The following is a 19,693-nucleotide window of genomic DNA, read 5'->3' on the forward strand; positions in this document are numbered from 1 at the left end:
GCATTATTGAAGGTATTCGACAATATTACATAATCATTCGTAATGCCTAATACAAAAGGAGAACCTTGCAAAAAACAATCCGGAGTAGTTTCCAATGGAATAATTTCCACTTTATCAAAAAGTTCATCAGTGTAAATACGCCTTTGTTCAGCCACATAAAAATCAATGTTTTTTAAACCATCATTCCCTTTTTCTCCAGCATTCACACAAGAGAATAACCATACAGAAAAAACAGCTATAATTAAATATGCCTTCATCATATATTCAATTAAAGTGAAATACTATAAGACTACTTGAAGCTATTATCAAATAATTCACAATGCGTTCAGTTATATCCATACATGCAATTTTATAATAGTAATAGTATACGTATGCAATATACGTATCTTTAATATTTATTCCTAACGAATTAAACTAATTTAATCATTAAAACACAAAATTGCACTTTTTTCACCCTTTTATCTTCTACAAGATGAAAAACAACATCCCCACATCTCCATACGCACGGGTTCCCCGACGGTATCACACTATCCTTTTTCGCATTACATGCCATAGTGTTCGAATTTGCCCGGCATATATTTTGTTTTCGACGGCGTCGCGAATATTTTTGACGCCGTCGAAAATATTAATGACGACGTCAAAAATATTAACGACGCCGTCGAAAACAGATTGGGAAGGCATCTAATTGCCAGAATGACACCAGTAATAAAAGAAATCTCTCTATACGTTATTATATAACAACCTAATATTATAAAAATCCACCCGGCAAAGACGGATACTGAAAACAAAACTGCCGTATTGTCACAATTCCTGTCAGCTAAACATTTTCAAACGAACCCTTGTTACTTTGGCATACGATTTGTACAATAATAAATGCAGCTCGAAAGAGAAAAGCAAATACACAAGTAAATAATAACAATTAAAATATTATCAATTATGGGAAAAATTATCGGAATCGACTTAGGAACAACCAACTCCTGCGTTGCCGTATTGGAAGGCAATGAACCGGTTGTGATTGCAAATAGTGAAGGAAAAAGAACAACTCCTTCAATTGTTGCATTTGTAGAAGGAGGCGAACGCAAGGTAGGTGACCCGGCTAAACGTCAGGCCATTACCAATCCGGAAAAAACAATATTCTCCATCAAACGCTTTATGGGGGAAACATACGATCAAGTTCAAAAAGAAATTAATCGCGTACCTTATAAAGTAGTACGTGGCGACAATAACACCCCGCGCGTCGACATTGAAGGACGTCTGTACACACCACAGGAAATTTCGGCCATGGTTCTTCAGAAAATGAAGAAAACGGCGGAAGATTATCTGGGACAGGAAGTTACAGAGGCTGTTATCACTGTTCCGGCATACTTTAGTGACGCACAACGTCAGGCAACAAAAGAAGCCGGCGAAATAGCAGGTTTGAATGTTCGCCGTATCGTAAACGAGCCGACCGCAGCCTCTCTGGCATACGGATTGGATAAGACGAATAAGGATATGAAAATCGCTGTATTCGACTTAGGTGGCGGTACATTCGATATCTCTATCTTGGAATTGGGCGACGGTGTATTCGAAGTTAAATCAACAAATGGTGATACCCATCTGGGCGGTGACGATTTCGACCATGTTATTATCGACTGGCTGGCTGAAGAATTCCAACGCGAAGAAGGGGTTGACTTGCGGAAAGACCCGATGGCTTTGCAACGTCTGAAAGAAGCAGCCGAAAAAGCAAAAATCGAATTGTCAAGTACTACAAGTACAGAAATCAACCTGCCGTACATTATGCCGGTTAACGGTATTCCAAAGCACTTGGTTAAAACGTTGACCCGTGCTAAATTCGAACAATTGGCCGACAGTTTAATCCAAGCTTGTATCGAACCGTGCCGCCAGTCTTTGAAAGATGCAAACTTGAGCACTTCTGATATTGACGAAGTAATCTTGGTTGGTGGTTCTACACGTATCCCCGCCGTACAGGCTATCGTTGAGAAATTCTTCGGTAAAGCTCCGTCAAAAGGTGTAAACCCGGACGAAGTAGTAGCCGTAGGTGCTGCCATCCAGGGGGGGGTACTGACAGGTGAAGTCAAAGACGTATTGCTACTGGATGTTACTCCGTTGTCATTGGGTATCGAAACGATGGGTGGTGTAATGACCAAACTGATTGAGGCCAACACGACTATCCCAACCAAGAAGTCTGAAACATTTACAACAGCTGTAGATAATCAGCCTTCCGTAGAAATCCATATATTGCAGGGTGAACGTTCACTGGCAAAAGATAATAAATCTATCGGTCGTTTCCACCTCGACGGAATACCTGCCGCACAGCGTGGTGTACCTCAGATTGAGGTGACTTTCGATATCGACGCAAACGGCATCCTGAACGTATCTGCCAAAGATAAAGGGACCGGAAAAGTTCAAAGTATCCGTATCGAAGCTTCCAGTGGTCTGAGTGACGATGAAGTGAAGCGCATGAAAGAAGAAGCACAGGCCAACGCTGAAGCCGACAAGAAAGAGAAGGAACGCATCGACAAGTTGAACCAAGCAGACAGTATGATTTTCCAGACCGAGAAACAGCTGAAAGATTTGGGTGACAAGCTTCCTGCAGACAAAAAAGCTCCTATCGAAGCTGCTTTAAACAAACTGAAAGAAGCTCACAAAGCTCAGGATATTGCAGGTATCGATGCTGCTATGGCTGAACTGAACAGTGTATTCCAAGCTGCAAGCCAGGAAATGTACAACGCTCAGAATGCCGGCGGTGCACAACCGGGTCCTGACTTTGGTGGACAACAAGCTGGCGGTAATGCCGGAAACAACAAACAAGATGGCGGTGTAACGGATGTGGACTTCGAAGAAGTAAAGTAACAACATACATTTTCCACACAAGATTGAAAATAGGGTGTGTCCTGACGATGGGCACACCCTATTTTATTCTATTAAGAACGCTCTCTGTTCTTATCAGATGACTACTCTTTTTATCCGGTTTCTTAAAATCAAATATCCGTCAATGTAAAACTGTCAGCATCTTTCCAAACAGGGAATCTTTGACGTAAATCCTCCAACTCTACTTTTGAAAGCGTACATGTACGAGTGACTTCCTCTCGTTTACCGGCATCAGCCAATTTTTTTCCTTTAGGAGAAAATATCATCGAATCTCCACGATAAGTAAAACCTTTTCCATCAATTCCTACCCGGTTCACTCCACATACATACGCCATATTTTCTATAGCACGTGCGTTCAAAAGAGTTTTCCACACTTTCTTACGGGCTTCCGGCCAATTCGCTACATAAATCAATAAATCGTATCCGTTATTCACATTCCGGCTCCATACCGGAAAACGAAGGTCATAACAAACTTGCAAACAAATGTTCCAATCTTTATAGCGGATAACAGTCTGTTTATCACCTGCTGTAAAATGAAGGTCTTCGCCTGCCATACGGAAAAGATGATGCTTATCATAGAAAAATGTATCACCCTCCGGGGTAATAAAGAAAGCCCGGTTGTAATAAACATCCTTTTCTTTCACGATAAAACTACCAACAACAGCCAGTTTATATTTTTTAGCCCAGCCTTTTACTGTAGCAACAGTAATCCCATCCATTGTATCAGCCAGTTTTTCTACATCCATTGAAAAACCGGTCGTGAAGGTTTCCGGCAAAACAGCTATATCCGTTTTACCACTGACACGCCGAAGCAATTCTCCATAATATCCAAGATTTTCTTCTCTGTCCTCCCAGATAATATGGGATTGGACCATACTAATACGCAAGTTGTCTGCCATAATTTATAAATTAAACTTGTACGAAATTTTCCGGGTGACAAGCCGTTATCCCTCTGTAATATTTACGGATTTCAAGGATATCCTTTTCTGTATCACCTGTCGGATAAAATATTCCCTTAAAGCCGGCTTCTTTCTTTTTGTAATCAAAATAAGCCATCAAAATAGGTACATTAGCTTTCTGTGCGATATAATAAAATCCTTTTTTCCACTCTTTTACCCGTTTACGCGTCCCTTCCGGAGTGACAGCCAGTTGGAAACTATCGCGCTTTTGGAACATTTCCACCATCTGGTCAGTCACAGAAGTACGTTTGCCCCGGTTCACCGGAACACCACCTAACCAATTAAACAAAATGTTAAAAGGGAAAAAGAACCATTCCTTTTTAATCAGGAAATTCGCGTTACGCCCTACTGAGGTATAAAAAATCTTTCCGACAATAAAATCCCAGTTACTAGTATGCGGAGCCACACATATCACACATTTAGGCACATCTTCCACCAGCGGTCCTAATTTCCATCCTGCCAGTCGAAGAAGTGCCTTACAAATAGCTTTCTTCATTCTTTCCGTTTACTTATCCACACTCAATTTTCCGATTTCAGCGGCAATCGCATCGACTTCCACCTGCAAATCATTCCTAAGTTTCCGATAATACTCTTTTACCAAAGCAGCATTATCTTTTCCGTTCGGACGGTTGGCACGACGTATGAAATCGTCTTGCATATCGAGTATTCTCGACATCACCACATCCACCTTATCCGAGTCAACGCCCGGAATATATAACTTACATATTAATGCTTCTAAAAACAAATCGCCGGCTACATAGGCGATGTCTTTCTTTAAAATTCTTCTCTTAGCCATAATCGTTTTTTTAAAATATCCACAAATCTACGTAATTCATTTATTAAATAACCTCTACAGGGAGAAAAAAAGATAAAAATACCGTATCTTTGCATCCAAGAAGTATCTGATAGTAAACAAAATTCATTTATGGATAATAATATAGCAACGCCAGAATATCTTTTTGAAAGTAGTTGGGAAGTGTGTAATAAGGTGGGAGGTATTTATACCGTTTTATCGACAAAAGCACATACATTACAACAGTTTTTTAAAGACAAGGTGGTTTTTATCGGGCCAGATGTATGGAATGGGAACAACGCACCTGACTTCAAAGAAGATGATATTCTGTTTGCAGACTGGAAGGTGTATGCAAGGACCAGTGATAATTTAAAAATAAAAGTAGGACGATGGGACGTACCGGGTACTCCTCCCGTTATACTAGTAGACTTCAAACCTTTTTTTAAAGAAAGGGATGCTTTCTTTTATTCCATATGGGAAGATTTTCATGTGGATTCTATTCATGCTTATGGCGATTATGACGAATCCTGTATTTTTGCGTATGCAGTGGGTAAAGTAATCGAAAGTTTTTATCGCTTCCACAAGCTGGAAGACAAAAAGGTTGTAGCTTTATTCAATGAATGGATGTTGGGTATGGGGGCATTGTATGTAAAAAAACAATTGCCGGCCATTGCAACGCTCTTCACAACTCACGCCACTTCCATCGGACGTTCGATTGCTGGTAACGATAAGGCATTATATGCCTATATGGACGGTTATAACGGTGACCAGATGGCCAAAGAGCTGAATATGGAAGCCAAACATTCACTTGAGAAACAAACGGCTCTACATGTAGATTGCTTTACTACGGTCAGTGATATCACGGCCCGCGAATGTAAACAATTATTGGATAAAGCTCCGGATATTGTTACTCCCAACGGTTTTGAACGCAATTTCGTTCCCGAAGGAAAAGAATACACGAAAAAACGTGCAGAAGCCCGTCACGCGTTAATAAATGTGGCGGAAAAGTTGCTGGGATGCCCGATTTCTCCTGACGCATTGCTCGTTTCCACCAGCGGACGTTATGAATATAGGAATAAAGGTATCGACGTTTTTATAGAAGCAATGAACCGTGTTCGTACTTCCGGACAATTGCAACGGGAAGTTGTTGCATTCATCATGGTTCCGGCATGGGTACGCGATGCGCGTGCAGACCTGAAAGAGGTAATCGACAAAGATATTAAAACAACCTCTCCGATGCAGATGCCATTTGTAACCCACTGGCTTAACCTGATGGAGCAGGACAAAGTGCTAAACTATATTGCACACGCCGGCTTTACCAATTCCGCAGCCGACAAACTGAAAATTATTTTTGTCCCCTGTTACCTGGATGGACGCGACGGCATACTCGATAAATCCTATTACGATTTGCTTATAGGCATGGATGTTACCGTTTATCCATCCTATTATGAACCTTGGGGATATACTCCATTAGAAAGTATCGCTTTTGGTATTCCGACCATTACAACAAACCTGGCAGGTTTTGGTCTTTGGGCCAAAAAGAGTGTAAGTGGTAATGATATCAACGAAGGGGTGGCTGTTATAAACCGTACTGATTTTAACTATTTCGAAGTAGCCGATGCCATCACTGCTTTTGTTCTTTCACTAACCCAAAAGACAAAGGAAGATACAGATGCGATTCGGAAGCGTTGTTTTGAACTGGCAAGTAAAGCAGAATGGAGTAAATTCATTGTATATTACAAGGATGCATTCAGAATGGCTTTAGAGGCAGCAAAGAAAAGAAATAGTTAAAATACTCTCATAATTAATAAGATAATCCTATCTTTGCCCCGTTTTAAACGGTAATGATAGTAAATTATTCAGCAAGAATCGTATTTAATATTTAAACTTCACGATAATGAAAATCAAAGCGAATAACGCAAACAGTCCGATTTGGAAGGATGTTTATTCACATTCAATGCTTCCGGAAGCATTATATCCTTTATATGAAATGGCAACAAACCTCTGGTGGGTATGGAACCATGAAGGAGCTAAACTATTCGGAAAAATAGATTCCGAACTTTGGGCATCAACTGAAGGAAATCCAGTCCTTTTACTTCAAAGTTTGTCATATAAACGTATTGAAGAAATTTTGGCTGACAAAATGTTAATGGCTGAAATTCAGGCTGTATACACAATTTTCAAAGCTTATATCGATGTTAAGCCGGACAAGACGAAACCTTCTGTTGCTTATTTCAGCATGGAATATGGCCTGACAAACGTATTGAAAATTTATTCCGGAGGTTTGGGTGTATTAGCCGGTGACTATTTAAAAGAAGCCAGCGACAGTAACATCGACCTGACAGCTGTCGGTTTCCTTTATCGATACGGTTACTTTACACAGTCTCTGTCAATGGATGGACAGCAGATTGCCAATTACGAACCGCAAAACTTCAACTCATTGCCTCTTACTCAGGTAATGCAGGCTAACGGTGAGCCGATGGTACTGGAAGTTCCGTATCCGGGCCGTACCGTTTATGCACATATCTGGAAAGTAAGTGTCGGTCGAGTTCCTTTGTATTTGATGGATACCGATATTCCTCAGAACAGCGAATGGGATCGTTCTATCACTCACCAGTTATATGGCGGTGACTGGGAAAACCGTATGAAACAAGAATACCTGTTGGGAATCGGTGGTATCCTGATGTTAAACAAATTGGGCATCAAGAAACAAATTTATCATTGCAACGAAGGACATGCAGCCCTAATCAACGCACAACGTTTGGTAGATTTCATCCAAAACGACGGCCTGACATTCAATCAGGCATTGGAAGTAGTTCGCGCTTCTGCTCTCTATACAGTACATACTCCGGTTCCTGCCGGACATGACTATTTCGATGAAGGTCTATTCGGACGCTATATGGGCGAATTTCCGGGTAAATTGGGCATCAGTTGGCAAGAGTTCATCGACATGGGACGCGAAAATCCGGGTTCAAACGAAAAATTCTCGATGAGTGTATTCGCTTTGAACACCTGCCAAGAAGCAAACGGTGTAAGCTGGTTGCACGGCAAAGTTTCACAACATATGTTCGCACCCGTCTGGAAAGGTTATTTCCCGGACGAATTGCATGTAGGTTACGTTACTAATGGAGTACACATGCCGACATGGGCTTCTACCGAATGGAAACGCTTCTTCGTTGAACACTTCGACAAGAATTTCTTCCAAAATCAATCCAACAAAAAATATTGGGAACCTATCCAAAACGCATCCGACGAAGAGATTTGGGATATTCGTAAAGCACTGAAAGATAAACTGTTTAAATATATCAGAAACGAATACAAGGCAAACTGGTTGAAAAATCAGGGAGATCCGGCAAAGGTTGTTTCTATTTTGGATAAGATTAACCCAAATGCTTTGCTGATTGGTTTCGGTCGCCGTTTCGCAACTTACAAACGCGCACATTTGCTCTTCACTGATTTAGAGCGTTTGTCTAAGATTGTAAACAACGAAAAATATCCGATTCAGTTCGTTTTCACCGGAAAAGCTCACCCAGCCGACGGAGGTGGACAAGGCCTGATTAAACATATTGTCGAGATTTCACGCCGTCCGGAATTTTTAGGTAAAATCATCTTCTTGGAAAATTATGATATGCGTTTGGCACGTCATTTGATTGCCGGCGTAGATGTTTGGTTGAATACTCCGACACGTCCTCTCGAGGCATCCGGTACTTCCGGTGAAAAAGCAGAGATGAATGGTGTCCTAAACTTCTCCGTACTTGACGGATGGTGGTATGAAGGTTATAAACCAAGTGCCGGTTGGGCGTTGACAGATAAACGTACGTACGAAAACCAACAATATCAGGATCAGCTGGATGCTGCGACTATTTATCATATACTGGAAACAGAAATTATCCCGACATACTATGCTAAAAACAGTAAGGGATATTCACCTGAATGGATACAGTACATCAAAAATTCCATGTCTGAAATTGCTCCGGATTATACAATGAAACGTATGCTGGACGATTATATCCACCGTTTCTATGATAAATTGGCTACCCGTTCAGCTCATCTGCGTGAGAACAATTTTGCTGAAGCTAAATCAATTGCGGCTTGGAAAGAAGAAGTTGCAGAACATTGGGACAGCTTCCAGGTAGAATCCTTTACATCCAGTCAGGACCTCACGATTGACGGACCGGTTGTCGGAAAGAAGTATACATTCAATCTGGTAATTGACCGCCACGAGCTACAAGGCATGTTAGGGGTCGATTTAGTTGTCACTAAAGAAAACAACGAAAATCATCAATTGGAATTAATGCGCGTAGAACATTTTAAACTAATGAAAGAAGAGGGTTCTAAATTGTATTTCCAATTAGAAACAACACCAAGCGAATCCGGAACCCACAAAATAGGTTTCCGCGTTTATCCTGAAAATAAAGAATTGCCCCATCGTATGGATTTTGCTTACGTACGTTGGATACAATTGTAATTAAGGCAGTTATATATTATGTAAACGGGGAAGTTGAAACATCAACTCCCCCGTTTTATTTTTATATATACAAAAATCATTTCCTCCTTAATAAAAAACGGATTATCCGGAACAGGCCAGACAATCCGCTAAATTATATAGAATAGATATATTCAGTTAAAACGCATACGATACACCTATCGCGGGCATTAATGCATAAATGTTATAATGTCCCCCAAATGTGCGATCATTACCGGTTATCAGACTTTTGTCGCTATAGGAACCATCGCGTCCGAAACCTGTTACATAAGAAAATGCAAAATCAATGGAAAGAGGATTAATCGGACGGAAACTTAAACCAGCAGTAATACCGAATTTATCCATACTGGGAGTTTCCGGATTTAGAAAATCATCCTTTACCGGAGATTCATCATAATAAGCACCTAAACGGACATCAAAACGGTTGGTTGCAGCGAACTGCGCACCCAGACGATAAATACGAGTATTATGATATTCTTTTTTAGCTACCATATCATATTTGCTCAAAGAAGACGGAGAGAAATTAATCGATAATGTTTTATATGCTCCCCAACCTACAAACTGTACTTCTCCGGAAAGTATCCAACGATTTGTTGGTTTATAAGTAACCCCAACATTCCAGTTATCGGGCAATGGCAGTTCTGCAGTAAATGTACCTTCGTCCAAAGGAGGAATCGAAAAGTCTTTCATTGATTCCGGAATAGGAAATCCCTGGCTTTCAGCCAACTTCAACAATCCATCAACCTGAGGAAGCAAATTATTTTTCAAATCGGTTTCATTAGCATAACCTAAAGCAATATGACCTTCTTTCACACGAGCCTGTACTTTTGAACGATAAGAAAGACCGACAGTCACTTTTTCATTTACATCAAACATGGCACCTATATTAAAGCCCAAACGTACACCTGCATCACCTTTCAGGTTGACTGAGGCAGCCGAGGCATCCTTATACTTTTCCAAGTCCGTCATTAATTTATCGACAGTAGGTTTCACCATCGCGGCTAATCCCGGATTAGCTGCCAATACAGGCTGAAACTGTTCCAGCAATCCGTTTGCCATATCATTCATTTCGCCCGGTCCGATTAAAGCGCGACTCAGTTCTATATTGCCAAACTCCATCATCAATCCGGCACCAATGCTTAAACGGTCTGTAATTTTCCAGGAAACTGTAGGCTGAACATTATAAGCTTTCAAGGAGATATCTTGTATGAGATGTGCACCTCTCCAGTCCTTGCCCCAATTCATTGAACTACCATAAGGAGTCGTTACGCTCACACCGGCAGCCAAAAAATCGTAAATTTTAAAACCTGCATATACATATAAAGGAGTGCTAGGGGTATTATCCGGTCTGTGTACATAGTCACCTTGTGTAAACTTACCTTTTGAAAAAACACCGGAAACGCCGGCCGACAGATTTATGTTATTTTCCATAAATGCCAATCCGGCAGGATTAAAATGCATACTTTCCGCACCCAATTTCATAGCAACACCAACATGTCCCATACCGGCCTGTTTTGTACTTTGAGCATTTACCTGGTAACCTTCTGCCGCCGCATAAGTCAAAGGAAGCATGGAAAAACATGCCAATGCGATAATTCTCTTCATAAATTTTATATTTGTTAATACCTGTTTCTATTACGCCTTCCCGGACGCAAACGGCGACAAAGATAAATACTTTTCTTTAATATTGCACATTTTTACCTATAATGTGCGGCACACAACCATTATTTCTGTGCACTCTATTGTATCCGGCAGAGAAACGACCTATTTACATTCATATTTCGAAAAACTCCGTATCTTTGCAATGAAAAGGAACATTTCCTTTTCCGTGTGCTTGCTAAACCACGTATTAAAAACAAGAAAAATATGAAACATCAAGAAGCCGCTTTGGTTTGCTTCTCCGGTGGACAAGATTCCACAACCTGCCTATTCTGGGCAAAGAAGCATTTTAAACGTGTAGAAACGGTCTGTTTTACTTACGGACAAAAACATTCTCTGGAAATTGAAGTAGCACGAAAAATTGCCGCCAATGCAGAAGTACCTTTCCATTTGCTGGATGTATCACTGATAAGCCAGCTTGACTCCAATTGCTCGTTGACTAATACAACGATGACTATGGATCAGGAAAAGCCTGCTGATAGTTATCCGAATACATTCGTTCCGGGCAGAAATATGGTGTTCCTGACTTTTGCAGCCATTCTGGCACGGAGTAAAGGAATTTTCAATTTAGTAACCGGGGTATCTGAAGCAGATTTTAGCGGCTATCCGGATTGTCGGGATACCTTCATCCGTTCTTTGAATGTTACGTTGAATCTGGCTATGGATGAACAATTTGTCATTTACACACCTTTAATGAACCGGGATAAAAGCGAGGTTTGGGAACTTTCGGATCAATTGGGTGTATTTGAGTTAGTCCGGACACAAACACTGACCTGCTATAACGGTGTCCCGGCAGAAGGTTGCGGGCACTGCCCGGCCTGTAAACTTCGTAAAGAAGGCTTAGAAAAATATCTCAAACGGAAATCATTAAAAAACAACTGAATTTCACCTATTTTCAAAACAGGCTACATATAGACACAAAACAAAGCATAAATCAGTAATAAAAATGGATACCAGAAAAGAAGAAAACGAACTCCACCTTTTGGGAGGTTCTACTGTATACAAACAAGATTATGCTCCGGAAGTATTGGAGGCATTCACGAATAAACATCCGGAAAATGATTACTGGGTACATTTCAACTGTCCTGAGTTTACGAGCCTCTGCCCTATTACCGGACAACCGGATTTTGCAACTATTTATATCGACTACATACCTGATATAAAAATGGTAGAAAGCAAAAGTCTGAAATTATACCTGTTCAGTTTCCGAAATCATGGTGCATTCCATGAAGATTGTGTAAATATCATCATGAAAGACCTGATAGCATTAATGGAGCCCAAATACATAGAAATAACAGGAATCTTTACGCCACGTGGCGGCATAAGTATTTATCCTTATTGTAATTATGGCCGTCCGGGAAGTAAATATGAACAGTTAGCAGAGCAACGTCTTTTTAATCATAAAAGCATCTGAGCACAAAAAAGTGGCATTTGATAATCATTGTATTCTATTTTTTGTAAATTTGTAACCAGAAATATGCAAACCTAAATAATATTTAGACCATGAACAAGAAAAGTTTAACAATGAAAGCTGCATTGGCAGCCCTTACTTGCACAGTGTGTGTAAGCAGTATGAATGCACAAAAACAGTATCCCAAACAAGAAGGAATGACTCCGGGAATGTCTGAATACTGGACACCGCAACCAAAAGTTGTAACTCCAGGTGACATCAAAACGAACACTGCTCCTTCCGATGCCATCGTTTTATTTGATGGAAAAGATCTTTCTGCATGGGAAAGCGTATCTGGAGGTCCCGCACAATGGAACGTACATGATGGAGTATTCACGGTAAACAAAAAAGCCGGTGATATCCAAACCAAACAAAAATTCAACAATTATCAATTGCATATCGAATGGTGCGTTCCCAAGAATATTTCAGGTGAAAGCCAAGGACGTGGAAACAGTGGTATTTTTATGCAAGGAATGTATGAAATCCAAATATTGGATTGCTACAATAACGAAACATACGTAAACGGACAGACAGGTAGTATTTACAAACAAACACCTCCTTTGGCTAATGCCATGCGTAAACCCGGAGAATGGAATGTATATGATATTATCTATTCTGCACCTATTTTCAAAGAAGACGGAACTTATCGTGTTCCTCCCCGCGTAACAGTTATCCAGAACGGTATTGTATTGCAGAATAATACAACTATTTTGGGAACAACTGAATATGTAGGTTTCCCAAAAGTTGTCAAACATGATGCTGGTCCTATCATCCTGCAGAGTCATGGCGACCCAAGCGAACCGATTAGTTTCCGTAATGTTTGGCTAAGAGAATTATAATCCATAAAAAAAGAGAAGCAGATTTTTGCTTCTCTTTTTTTAATCCAAAGACAAATTAAACTCTTCTTTTAACCGGCCGAGTACCGGATTAATATTCAGTAAATGTTCATACTTCTCCGTTGAAGTATAAGCCAAATGTTTCTCATTCGATTCTATGATACGGACCCGCATCTGAATACGAGTATTTTTTAATTGAGTCCTCAAATAGCTCAAAAGGTCTATACAACCATTACTTAATTCATCCTGTTGACCCGGATTATGAACACCTACCTCAAAAAAGTAGTTATCCTGTAATACCGGTTTACAATTTATCATCGTATTTTTCAAATACACTTTCTTATCAATCGAAGCAGCATAAGCATCCCAACAACGAGATAAGTCTTCTTGCGTAAACGGATTTACTATCTCTTGTGAAATATTGGACGTTTGCACCGTAGACTTCTGAACCTGTGAACGTTCTACTCCAATATCTTTGAGGGAAGTTCCGAACTGAGGGGGCCGGACCGGTCTTTTAGGAGGCGCAGCATCCGTAGTTTGTGGAATAACAGTTGCCGAAGGCGGCATATTGGTAGTCATTACCTGAGGCCGGGCAGTCTGTACATTTTTCGTTCCTGCCGGCATCAGTACAGGTTGTTGTAAAGGTGGTGCCGATTGGATGGAAGAATTAGAAGCTATCGGTTCAATCAGTCCTTTTTTTTTATCATCGGCAGGCTGACCTGCATTGATTAACTGACAAAGTTGAATCAGTGTCAGTTCCAGCAATAAGCGCTTATTCCGACTGACACGATAGTTCAAATCGCAACTATTCGCCAATTCTATTGCCTTAAATAAAAACTGATCAGCACAACGTTTCGCCATTTCCTTATATCGTTCACGAATGGAAGCTCCCACTTCAAAAAGTACCAACGTAGCCTCATCCCGGCAAACCAGCAAATCCCGAAAATGCGCAGCCAAACCGGTAATAATATTCTGCCCGTCAAAACCTTTACTCAGAATATCATTCAATATCAGAAGAGCAGAACGGACATTTCCGGAAAGCATGGCATCCGTCAACCGGAAATAATACTCGTAATCCAGCACATTCAAGTTGTCGATAACTGCTTGATAAGTAATATTCCCACTTGTAAAACTAACAACCTGATCAAATATGGATAATGCATCACGCATACCACCATCAGCCTTTTGTGCAATCACATTCAAGGCCTCCGGTTCTGCGTTTACCCCTTCACAGGAAGCAACATATTGCAGATGTTCCACCATGTCCGCTATCGAAATACGGGAAAAATCATATATCTGGCAACGGGATAAGATAGTCGGCAAAACTTTATGCTTTTCCGTAGTAGCCAAAATGAAGAGTGCATGATGGGGAGGCTCCTCCAATGTCTTCAGAAACGCATTAAAAGCTGCCGAACTCAACATGTGCACTTCGTCGATAATGAAAACCTTATATTTTCCGATTGGAGGCGGAATGCGTACTTGGTCTATCAAAGCCCGGATATCATCAACCGAATTATTGGAAGCCGCATCCAGTTCATGTATATTATATGAACGTTGCTCATTGAATGCTTTACACGACTCACATTCATTGCAAGCCTCCCCGTCGGCTGTCGGACTCAGGCAATTGATTGTCTTTGCAAAGATACGGGCACAAGAGGTCTTCCCTACTCCGCGGGGACCGCAAAACAGATACGCATGGGCCAGCTTGTTACTTTCTATTGCATTTTTTAATGTAGTTGTCAAGGACTTCTGCCCTACCACACTTCTAAAAGTAGAAGGACGATACTTCCTTGCCGATACAATATAATTATCCATTCTCCGCTTTTTTATTGACAACACAAAGATAAACAAAAAAATTCATTTATCCTTAGTCCTTTTCATAAGCCAGAAGGTCATGAAATATTATTTACATTCAATCTTAAAAACAACAGCATTCCGGCCTTGGATGACAGGTACTGAAACACGAAGACCTTCATCCGACAATGTCCAGCGAAGTGGTTGATTGCTACCGATTACCGATACATTTTTAACATTCGGAGCCTGTTTTTGCTTTCCTTTCGCAAAACCTTTAAATACCATATCCTTGCCAGCCTGAGGTACCCCTAAGGTAATGGCATAAATATTATTTCCTTTCGTTGTATACCTGACATCTTCAGGCGAATATTTCAGCTTCAGAAACTCCTGGTAAAATTCAAAACCGCCATCAGGTTGTACAGTAGGTCCCTCGCCGTATGTATACCACGGACGTGTTCCATAAATAGCTTCACCATTGGCTTTCAACCATTGCCCTATTTCTTTAAGTACATCACGCTGCTCAAAAGGGATTGTTCCATCTGCTTTGGGAGATATATTCAACATAAGAACTCCGTTTTTACTGACGATATCAATCAATACATCGATTAAATCCTTCGCTTTCTTTATTTCCAGTCCTTCCGTATAACACCAACTACCCGTACTAATCGTTTCATCCGTCATCCACAGACGTGATTCGATATTCTGTTTACGCGATTTTTCCAAATTCTCAATACAAACATCCAGTGGCAAATCATCCTGTTTACGACAAATAACAGGTTGTTGTCCTTTCTTTTTACCTTCCTCAATAAAGTAACGGGCAAATTGATAACGATATTTCTCCGGTATCATATCCAACCAACTATCAAACCAAATAATATCCGGACTATAATTATCGATTACTTCTTTTAGCTCGCCAAACCAAACCGGTTCGTAAAAATCTTCTGCCGGAATATTTCCATAAAGAAGACGCAACATCGGGTTCGGAGACATGGTAGGCAGTCCTGCGATAGCCGGATAATGGCTATGGTCAAATTTCGTATCCCCAATCTTATACCGTTGCAACAAACGGGAATGATGGAAAGTAGTGACCAACTTCATTCCTCTACCTTTTATTTCTTTTTGTAATTCACCCAATATATCTTTATGCGGTCCCATCAATTTCGCATTCCAAGGTGTAATTTTACTATCCCACATCACGAAACCATCATGATGCTCAGCAACCGGTCCTGCAAAACGCGCACCAGCTTCCTGAAAGAGATCAACCCAGTCTTTTGCATTAAAATATTCTGCTTTAAACATCGGAACAAATACATCATATCCCACTTTTTCGGGAGGACCGTACGTTTCGGTATGATGTTGATATTCTCTCGTCCCTTTATAAAACATCCGGCTGGGATACCATTCATCCCCGAAAGCAGGGACAGAATACACCCCCCAATGAAAATATATACCGAACTTAGCATCCAATAACCAATCGGGGGCCGGATTGTATCCGGTTTCACGGGCTAAACCCGCCCAATCCATTTTGAGATCTCGACTTTCCTGTGCTTTGGAAAAGAAGGTCAATAAGATAAAAAAGAGAATTAAACTATTTCGCTTCATGGCTTTAAAGATTTAAAATTTACTTAAGTTTGTATTTCAGAAGTCCTCCATTCACTATTTGTTGATGATTTATCCTATAAGTTTTATGTGGTTTACCATTCAGTTCCATCTTATCAATCGCCCATTTTTCAGTTCCGGCATTTGCCGCTTCTATAACGAACTTTCCCCCTGAATAATAAGCCGGATCTAAATAAATTGTCACTCTATCAAAAACAGGACTGGTCAACTGATACTCCATATCTCCCGGACAGGCAGGATAAAATCCCATCATTGCAAACATAAGCCACGTAGACATGGTGCCGCAATCATCATTACCCGGTAGCCCGTTTATAGCATTCAAGAAATCTTCATTTACTATTTTACGCACTTGTTTTTGCGTTTTCCACTCTTCTCCTTTTACATAGTTATAAAGATAAGGATATGCCAAATCCGGTTCGTTGGTAATATCAAAAAATCCTTTTTTAAAGCATTCGTCCAATTTAGAGACAAAATTGCGAGGCCCTCCCAACAGTTTCATCAGTCCTTTTATATCATGAGGAACCATATATGTATAGTTCCAAGTGTTACCTTCGGTGAAACCTTCCTGATGTCGCTTATCATAGGGATCAAATGGCACAAACCATTGTCCGTCCAGATTTTTCGGCCGCATGAAACCGGTAGAGGCATCATAACTATTCTTATACAGCATCGAACGATTATAGAATTGCCGGTAATCCTCCTCTTTCCCTAAAGATTTTGCTAATTGTGCCAAATTCCAGTCCGCAATACAATATTCCATAGCAGTCGATACACTACCCCAAACCCCTCTCAGTCCGAGTTTTCCAACATCTTCCGGAATATATCCATATTTAAGCCAAGCCTCCATTCCAGGTCGCATATAATTATCTTTTTCCGGTGTTGTCGCATTATGCTTCATTGCCTCATAAGCAAGCTCAATATCAAAATCCCGTACACCCCGAAACCAACTATCGACAATAACAGGCAGAGCCGGGTCACCAACCATAGCCGTAGTCTCCATTCCAGCCAAATCCCAACGCGGCAGAAAACCGCTTTCCTTATACATCCCCAGTAAGGATTTAACCATAGCCGATTGTTGTTGTGGAAATACCAGCGATAAAAAAGGATGCACATTCCGATAAGTATCCCACAATGAAAAGATTGTATATCTATCCACTCCGTCAATTTTGCCAACTCCGGTACTTTCGAACATCTGATATTCCCCATTTACATCGTTAAATATATTCGGATGTATCAAAGTATGATACATTGCCGTATAAAATTTAACTTTATCATCTTCGGTTCCTCCTTCCACGATAATCCGGGACAATTCCTTATTCCAAGCCTCTTTTGCTTTTTGGCAAGTACCGTCAAAATCAAAACCGGGCATTTCCTGTTCGACATTCAGCCGGGCATTTTCCGTACTGACAAAAGAGGTTCCCAATTTAACACAGACTGTCTCTTCCTGTTCGGTATCGAAAGTAAAGCAAGCACCAACATCGTTGCCCGCAACCTCGCGTTGATACTTTTCAAAGAATCTTCCATCCAGCCATATACCGCATTTGGCCGGTTCTTTACTCAACTTCGCATAAAAATAAACAATATGGATAGAAGACATGCCGCATATTCCCCCCAGCATTTTAAAACCTTCGATTTCCGTAGATGAAATACGCTTAATCATTGCACCCTTCTGGGGAGAAAGCCCAAGTCCCATGTTTAATATAATGTTGGATGTACCTTTCGGAAAAGTATAACGGCTGATGGCAATACGGGGCGTTGTGGTCAATTCCACTTTGATGTTATATTTATCCAGCATAACCGAATAGTATCCGGGACTGGCTGTCTCTTTTGAATAAGGAGATGTATCCGTATGGCTGGGATTAAAAGAACCAGTAGTGGGCATCAGGCAGAATGTCCCCATCTCATTACATCCGGTACCACTCATATTCAGATGAGTAAAACCGGCGATGTAATCGTTCCCGTAAATATAAGGACTTGGCCTTTTCATCTCGACATTTTCCGTATCATAAATATTAAAAGGAGAAACGGACATCATTCCCCAAGGACAGACAGCTCCGGGATTGGTATAGGCATTGTCCATCGTAGCCCGTCCGGTCTTTCCTTCTGCCGTACCAATAAAAGGATTCACATAACGGATCAAATCGGTATGCGACTGACTTTCAGCAGAAGTGCAAAACAATATACTGAAGAACACTATCTGTATTTTTTTTAAAGAGGTTCTCATAACATTACACTAAATTAGATTTTAAATGTCTAGTTCTCACTTAAATTAATCGTTTAAGCAAGATACTACAAATATACCATTTAGTTTATGATAATAAAAATATTCTCTCCACTAATTCAAATGTCTTCGCCATCATCGAGACAAAAAACAGACATTCAAAAGCTTATCCGGTACAAGTAATTCAACAACTTATACATCTAAAGAAAAAAAATCCTGAAAAATAAAATAAATCATTTACCTTTGCAAAAACGAATTTACTATGTCGCGCATAAAAGACTTTTACAACAAGTATCTATCCCGGATTAATGCCTATTGGTTGGTAACTATAGGCTTTCTGGCGCTAACCTTTACCGTAGGCGACAGCAATTTGTATAAGCGTTACACTTATGACGAAAAAATCCGGAGCCTGGAGAAAGAAATCAAGCATTACCAAAAGGAAATCGAGGTAAACAGCAAAAAGCTAAACGACCTCCATACCGATAAAGAAGGGTTGGAGCGCTTTGCCCGCGAGGAATATTTCATGAAAAAGCCGAACGAAGACGTCTACATCATCAAAAGTAAATAAATGAACGGAAAAGTAAAAACGATTCTTTTTAATATCGCAGCTATATTGGTTTTAGCCGGAGCTATCCTGAACATGGAATTCCCGGATATTGCTCCTTATCTTTTTGCCATAGGTGCCGCAGGTATAGCAGTCTGCCATCTGACTACATCGACTAAAGAAATGGATTTCCGCACCCGTCGGCTCCACCGCTACAATATATTTGCAGGTTTGCTGGGGGTAGTTGCTTCCGGACTGATGTTCAATCAACGGAAAGAATGGATTATTTGCCTTACCATTGCTGCAATCTTGCAACTCTATACAGCCTTCGTTACTCCAAATAAACAGTAAAGACTTATTTTGTTCCACTTGTTTCCTGCCGAGGGAACAAAAGTTTCCTGCCGAGGGAACAAAAGTTTCCTGCCGAGGGAACAAAAGTTTCCTGCCGAGGGAACAAAAG

General features: G+C 40.6%; 16 protein-coding genes. 8 read left to right on the forward strand and 8 right to left on the reverse strand.

All coding sequences use genetic code 11. The features are described 5' to 3' along the window. Positions 1 to 260: 6-bladed beta-propeller (locus DW103_RS15515; protein ID WP_233545713.1), on the reverse strand; the 260-nt coding region annotated here is incomplete at its 3' end. 676 nt (positions 261 to 936) lie between these two features. Here DW103_RS15515 and dnaK point away from each other — a divergent pair. After that, positions 937 to 2,853: a molecular chaperone DnaK gene (dnaK, locus tag DW103_RS15520; protein WP_122277773.1), complete on the forward strand. Its 1,917-nt coding sequence runs from the start codon at positions 937 to 939 to the stop codon at positions 2,851 to 2,853. A 128-nt stretch (positions 2,854 to 2,981) separates the two neighbouring features. Here the strand turns inward: dnaK and DW103_RS15525 are convergent, their stop codons facing one another. Genes DW103_RS15525 through DW103_RS15535 form a run of 3 tightly spaced genes read right to left on the reverse strand, consistent with a single transcriptional unit; the run spans position 2,982 to position 4,626 of the window. Then, positions 2,982 to 3,770: an amidohydrolase gene (locus tag DW103_RS15525; protein WP_122277775.1), complete on the reverse strand. Its 789-nt coding sequence runs from the start codon at positions 3,768 to 3,770 to the stop codon at positions 2,982 to 2,984. A 10-nt stretch (positions 3,771 to 3,780) separates the two neighbouring features. After that, a complete protein-coding gene (locus tag DW103_RS15530) occupies positions 3,781 to 4,326 on the reverse strand; it encodes a lysophospholipid acyltransferase family protein (protein WP_122277777.1) in 546 nt (181 codons plus the stop codon). Between the two features lie 9 nt (positions 4,327 to 4,335). Further along, the gene (locus tag DW103_RS15535) at positions 4,336 to 4,626 is read right to left on the reverse strand and encodes a hypothetical protein (RefSeq protein WP_122277779.1); all 291 of its coding nucleotides are present in this window, start codon (positions 4,624 to 4,626) and stop codon (positions 4,336 to 4,338) included. Between the two features lie 129 nt (positions 4,627 to 4,755). Here DW103_RS15535 and DW103_RS15540 point away from each other — a divergent pair, with 129 nt between their 5' ends. Together DW103_RS15540 and glgP are read left to right on the forward strand one after the other, a co-directional pair. Continuing rightward, the gene (locus DW103_RS15540) at positions 4,756 to 6,414 is read left to right on the forward strand and encodes a glycosyltransferase (RefSeq protein ID WP_122277781.1); all 1,659 of its coding nucleotides are present in this window, start codon (positions 4,756 to 4,758) and stop codon (positions 6,412 to 6,414) included. Positions 6,415 to 6,520: 106 nt separating this feature from the next. Beyond that, on the forward strand, positions 6,521 to 9,091 hold the full coding sequence (glgP, locus tag DW103_RS15545) for an alpha-glucan family phosphorylase (protein ID WP_122277783.1): 2,571 nt from the start codon (positions 6,521 to 6,523) through the stop codon (positions 9,089 to 9,091). Positions 9,092 to 9,247: 156 nt separating this feature from the next. On the opposite strand, the gene DW103_RS15550 is transcribed toward glgP, so the two are convergent. Continuing rightward, the gene (locus DW103_RS15550; RefSeq protein ID WP_122277785.1) at positions 9,248 to 10,714 is read right to left on the reverse strand and encodes an OmpP1/FadL family transporter; all 1,467 of its coding nucleotides are present in this window, start codon (positions 10,712 to 10,714) and stop codon (positions 9,248 to 9,250) included. Between the two features lie 261 nt (positions 10,715 to 10,975). Between DW103_RS15550 and queC the strand changes: the two genes are divergently transcribed. The 3 genes from queC to DW103_RS15565 all read left to right on the forward strand — a co-directional run bounded on the left by queC (position 10,976) and on the right by DW103_RS15565 (position 13,057). Continuing rightward, complete coding sequence (queC, locus tag DW103_RS15555; protein WP_122277823.1) at positions 10,976 to 11,650, forward strand: 7-cyano-7-deazaguanine synthase QueC; 675 nt, start codon at positions 10,976 to 10,978, stop codon at positions 11,648 to 11,650. A 64-nt stretch (positions 11,651 to 11,714) separates the two neighbouring features. After that, positions 11,715 to 12,182 (forward strand): preQ(1) synthase, encoded by a 468-nt coding sequence (gene queF, locus DW103_RS15560; RefSeq protein WP_122277787.1) that lies wholly within the window; start codon positions 11,715 to 11,717, stop codon positions 12,180 to 12,182. 158 nt (positions 12,183 to 12,340) lie between these two features. Next, positions 12,341 to 13,057 (forward strand): DUF1080 domain-containing protein, encoded by a 717-nt coding sequence (locus DW103_RS15565; RefSeq protein ID WP_370453491.1) that lies wholly within the window; start codon positions 12,341 to 12,343, stop codon positions 13,055 to 13,057. 39 nt (positions 13,058 to 13,096) lie between these two features. Here DW103_RS15565 and DW103_RS15570 read toward each other — a convergent pair whose 3' ends face one another. From DW103_RS15570 to DW103_RS15580, 3 genes are all read right to left on the reverse strand, one after another. After that, entirely contained in the window at positions 13,097 to 14,869 is a 1,773-nt protein-coding gene (locus DW103_RS15570; RefSeq protein WP_122277791.1) for a DNA polymerase III subunit gamma/tau, read from the reverse strand. An 87-nt stretch (positions 14,870 to 14,956) separates the two neighbouring features. After that, positions 14,957 to 16,450, reverse strand: coding sequence for an alpha-L-fucosidase (locus DW103_RS15575; RefSeq protein ID WP_122277793.1), 1,494 nt, complete (start codon positions 16,448 to 16,450; stop codon positions 14,957 to 14,959). A gap of 19 nt (positions 16,451 to 16,469) precedes the next feature. Continuing rightward, positions 16,470 to 18,692, reverse strand: a complete 2,223-nt coding sequence (locus tag DW103_RS15580; protein ID WP_122277795.1) for a GH92 family glycosyl hydrolase — start codon at positions 18,690 to 18,692, stop codon at positions 16,470 to 16,472. A 259-nt stretch (positions 18,693 to 18,951) separates the two neighbouring features. On the opposite strand from DW103_RS15580, the gene DW103_RS15585 reads away from it, so the two are divergent. Continuing rightward, complete coding sequence (locus tag DW103_RS15585) at positions 18,952 to 19,257, forward strand: septum formation initiator family protein (protein WP_122277797.1); 306 nt, start codon at positions 18,952 to 18,954, stop codon at positions 19,255 to 19,257. After that, on the forward strand, positions 19,258 to 19,584 hold the full coding sequence (locus DW103_RS15590) for a hypothetical protein (protein ID WP_122277799.1): 327 nt from the start codon (positions 19,258 to 19,260) through the stop codon (positions 19,582 to 19,584). Positions 19,585 to 19,693: the final 109 nt, after the last annotated feature.

The organism is Parabacteroides sp. AM08-6 (assembly GCF_003473295.1).
Classification (GTDB): Bacteria; Bacteroidota; Bacteroidia; order Bacteroidales; family Tannerellaceae; genus Parabacteroides.

Coding starts and splice junctions, on each gene's coding strand:
- dnaK (WP_122277773.1), top strand. CDS start 937: ATGGGAAAAATTATCGGAATCGACTTAGGAACAACCAACTCCTGCGTT.
- DW103_RS15525 (WP_122277775.1), bottom strand. CDS start 3,770: ATGGCAGACAACTTGCGTATTAGTATGGTCCAATCCCATATTATCTGG.
- DW103_RS15530 (WP_122277777.1), bottom strand. CDS start 4,326: ATGAAGAAAGCTATTTGTAAGGCACTTCTTCGACTGGCAGGATGGAAA.
- DW103_RS15535 (WP_122277779.1), bottom strand. CDS start 4,626: ATGGCTAAGAGAAGAATTTTAAAGAAAGACATCGCCTATGTAGCCGGC.
- DW103_RS15540 (WP_122277781.1), top strand. CDS start 4,756: ATGGATAATAATATAGCAACGCCAGAATATCTTTTTGAAAGTAGTTGG.
- glgP (WP_122277783.1), top strand. CDS start 6,521: ATGAAAATCAAAGCGAATAACGCAAACAGTCCGATTTGGAAGGATGTT.
- DW103_RS15550 (WP_122277785.1), bottom strand. CDS start 10,714: ATGAAGAGAATTATCGCATTGGCATGTTTTTCCATGCTTCCTTTGACT.
- queC (WP_122277823.1), top strand. CDS start 10,976: ATGAAACATCAAGAAGCCGCTTTGGTTTGCTTCTCCGGTGGACAAGAT.
- queF (WP_122277787.1), top strand. CDS start 11,715: ATGGATACCAGAAAAGAAGAAAACGAACTCCACCTTTTGGGAGGTTCT.
- DW103_RS15565 (WP_370453491.1), top strand. CDS start 12,341: ATGAATGCACAAAAACAGTATCCCAAACAAGAAGGAATGACTCCGGGA.
- DW103_RS15570 (WP_122277791.1), bottom strand. CDS start 14,869: ATGGATAATTATATTGTATCGGCAAGGAAGTATCGTCCTTCTACTTTT.
- DW103_RS15575 (WP_122277793.1), bottom strand. CDS start 16,450: ATGAAGCGAAATAGTTTAATTCTCTTTTTTATCTTATTGACCTTCTTT.
- DW103_RS15580 (WP_122277795.1), bottom strand. CDS start 18,692: ATGAGAACCTCTTTAAAAAAAATACAGATAGTGTTCTTCAGTATATTG.
- DW103_RS15585 (WP_122277797.1), top strand. CDS start 18,952: ATGTCGCGCATAAAAGACTTTTACAACAAGTATCTATCCCGGATTAAT.
- DW103_RS15590 (WP_122277799.1), top strand. CDS start 19,258: ATGAACGGAAAAGTAAAAACGATTCTTTTTAATATCGCAGCTATATTG.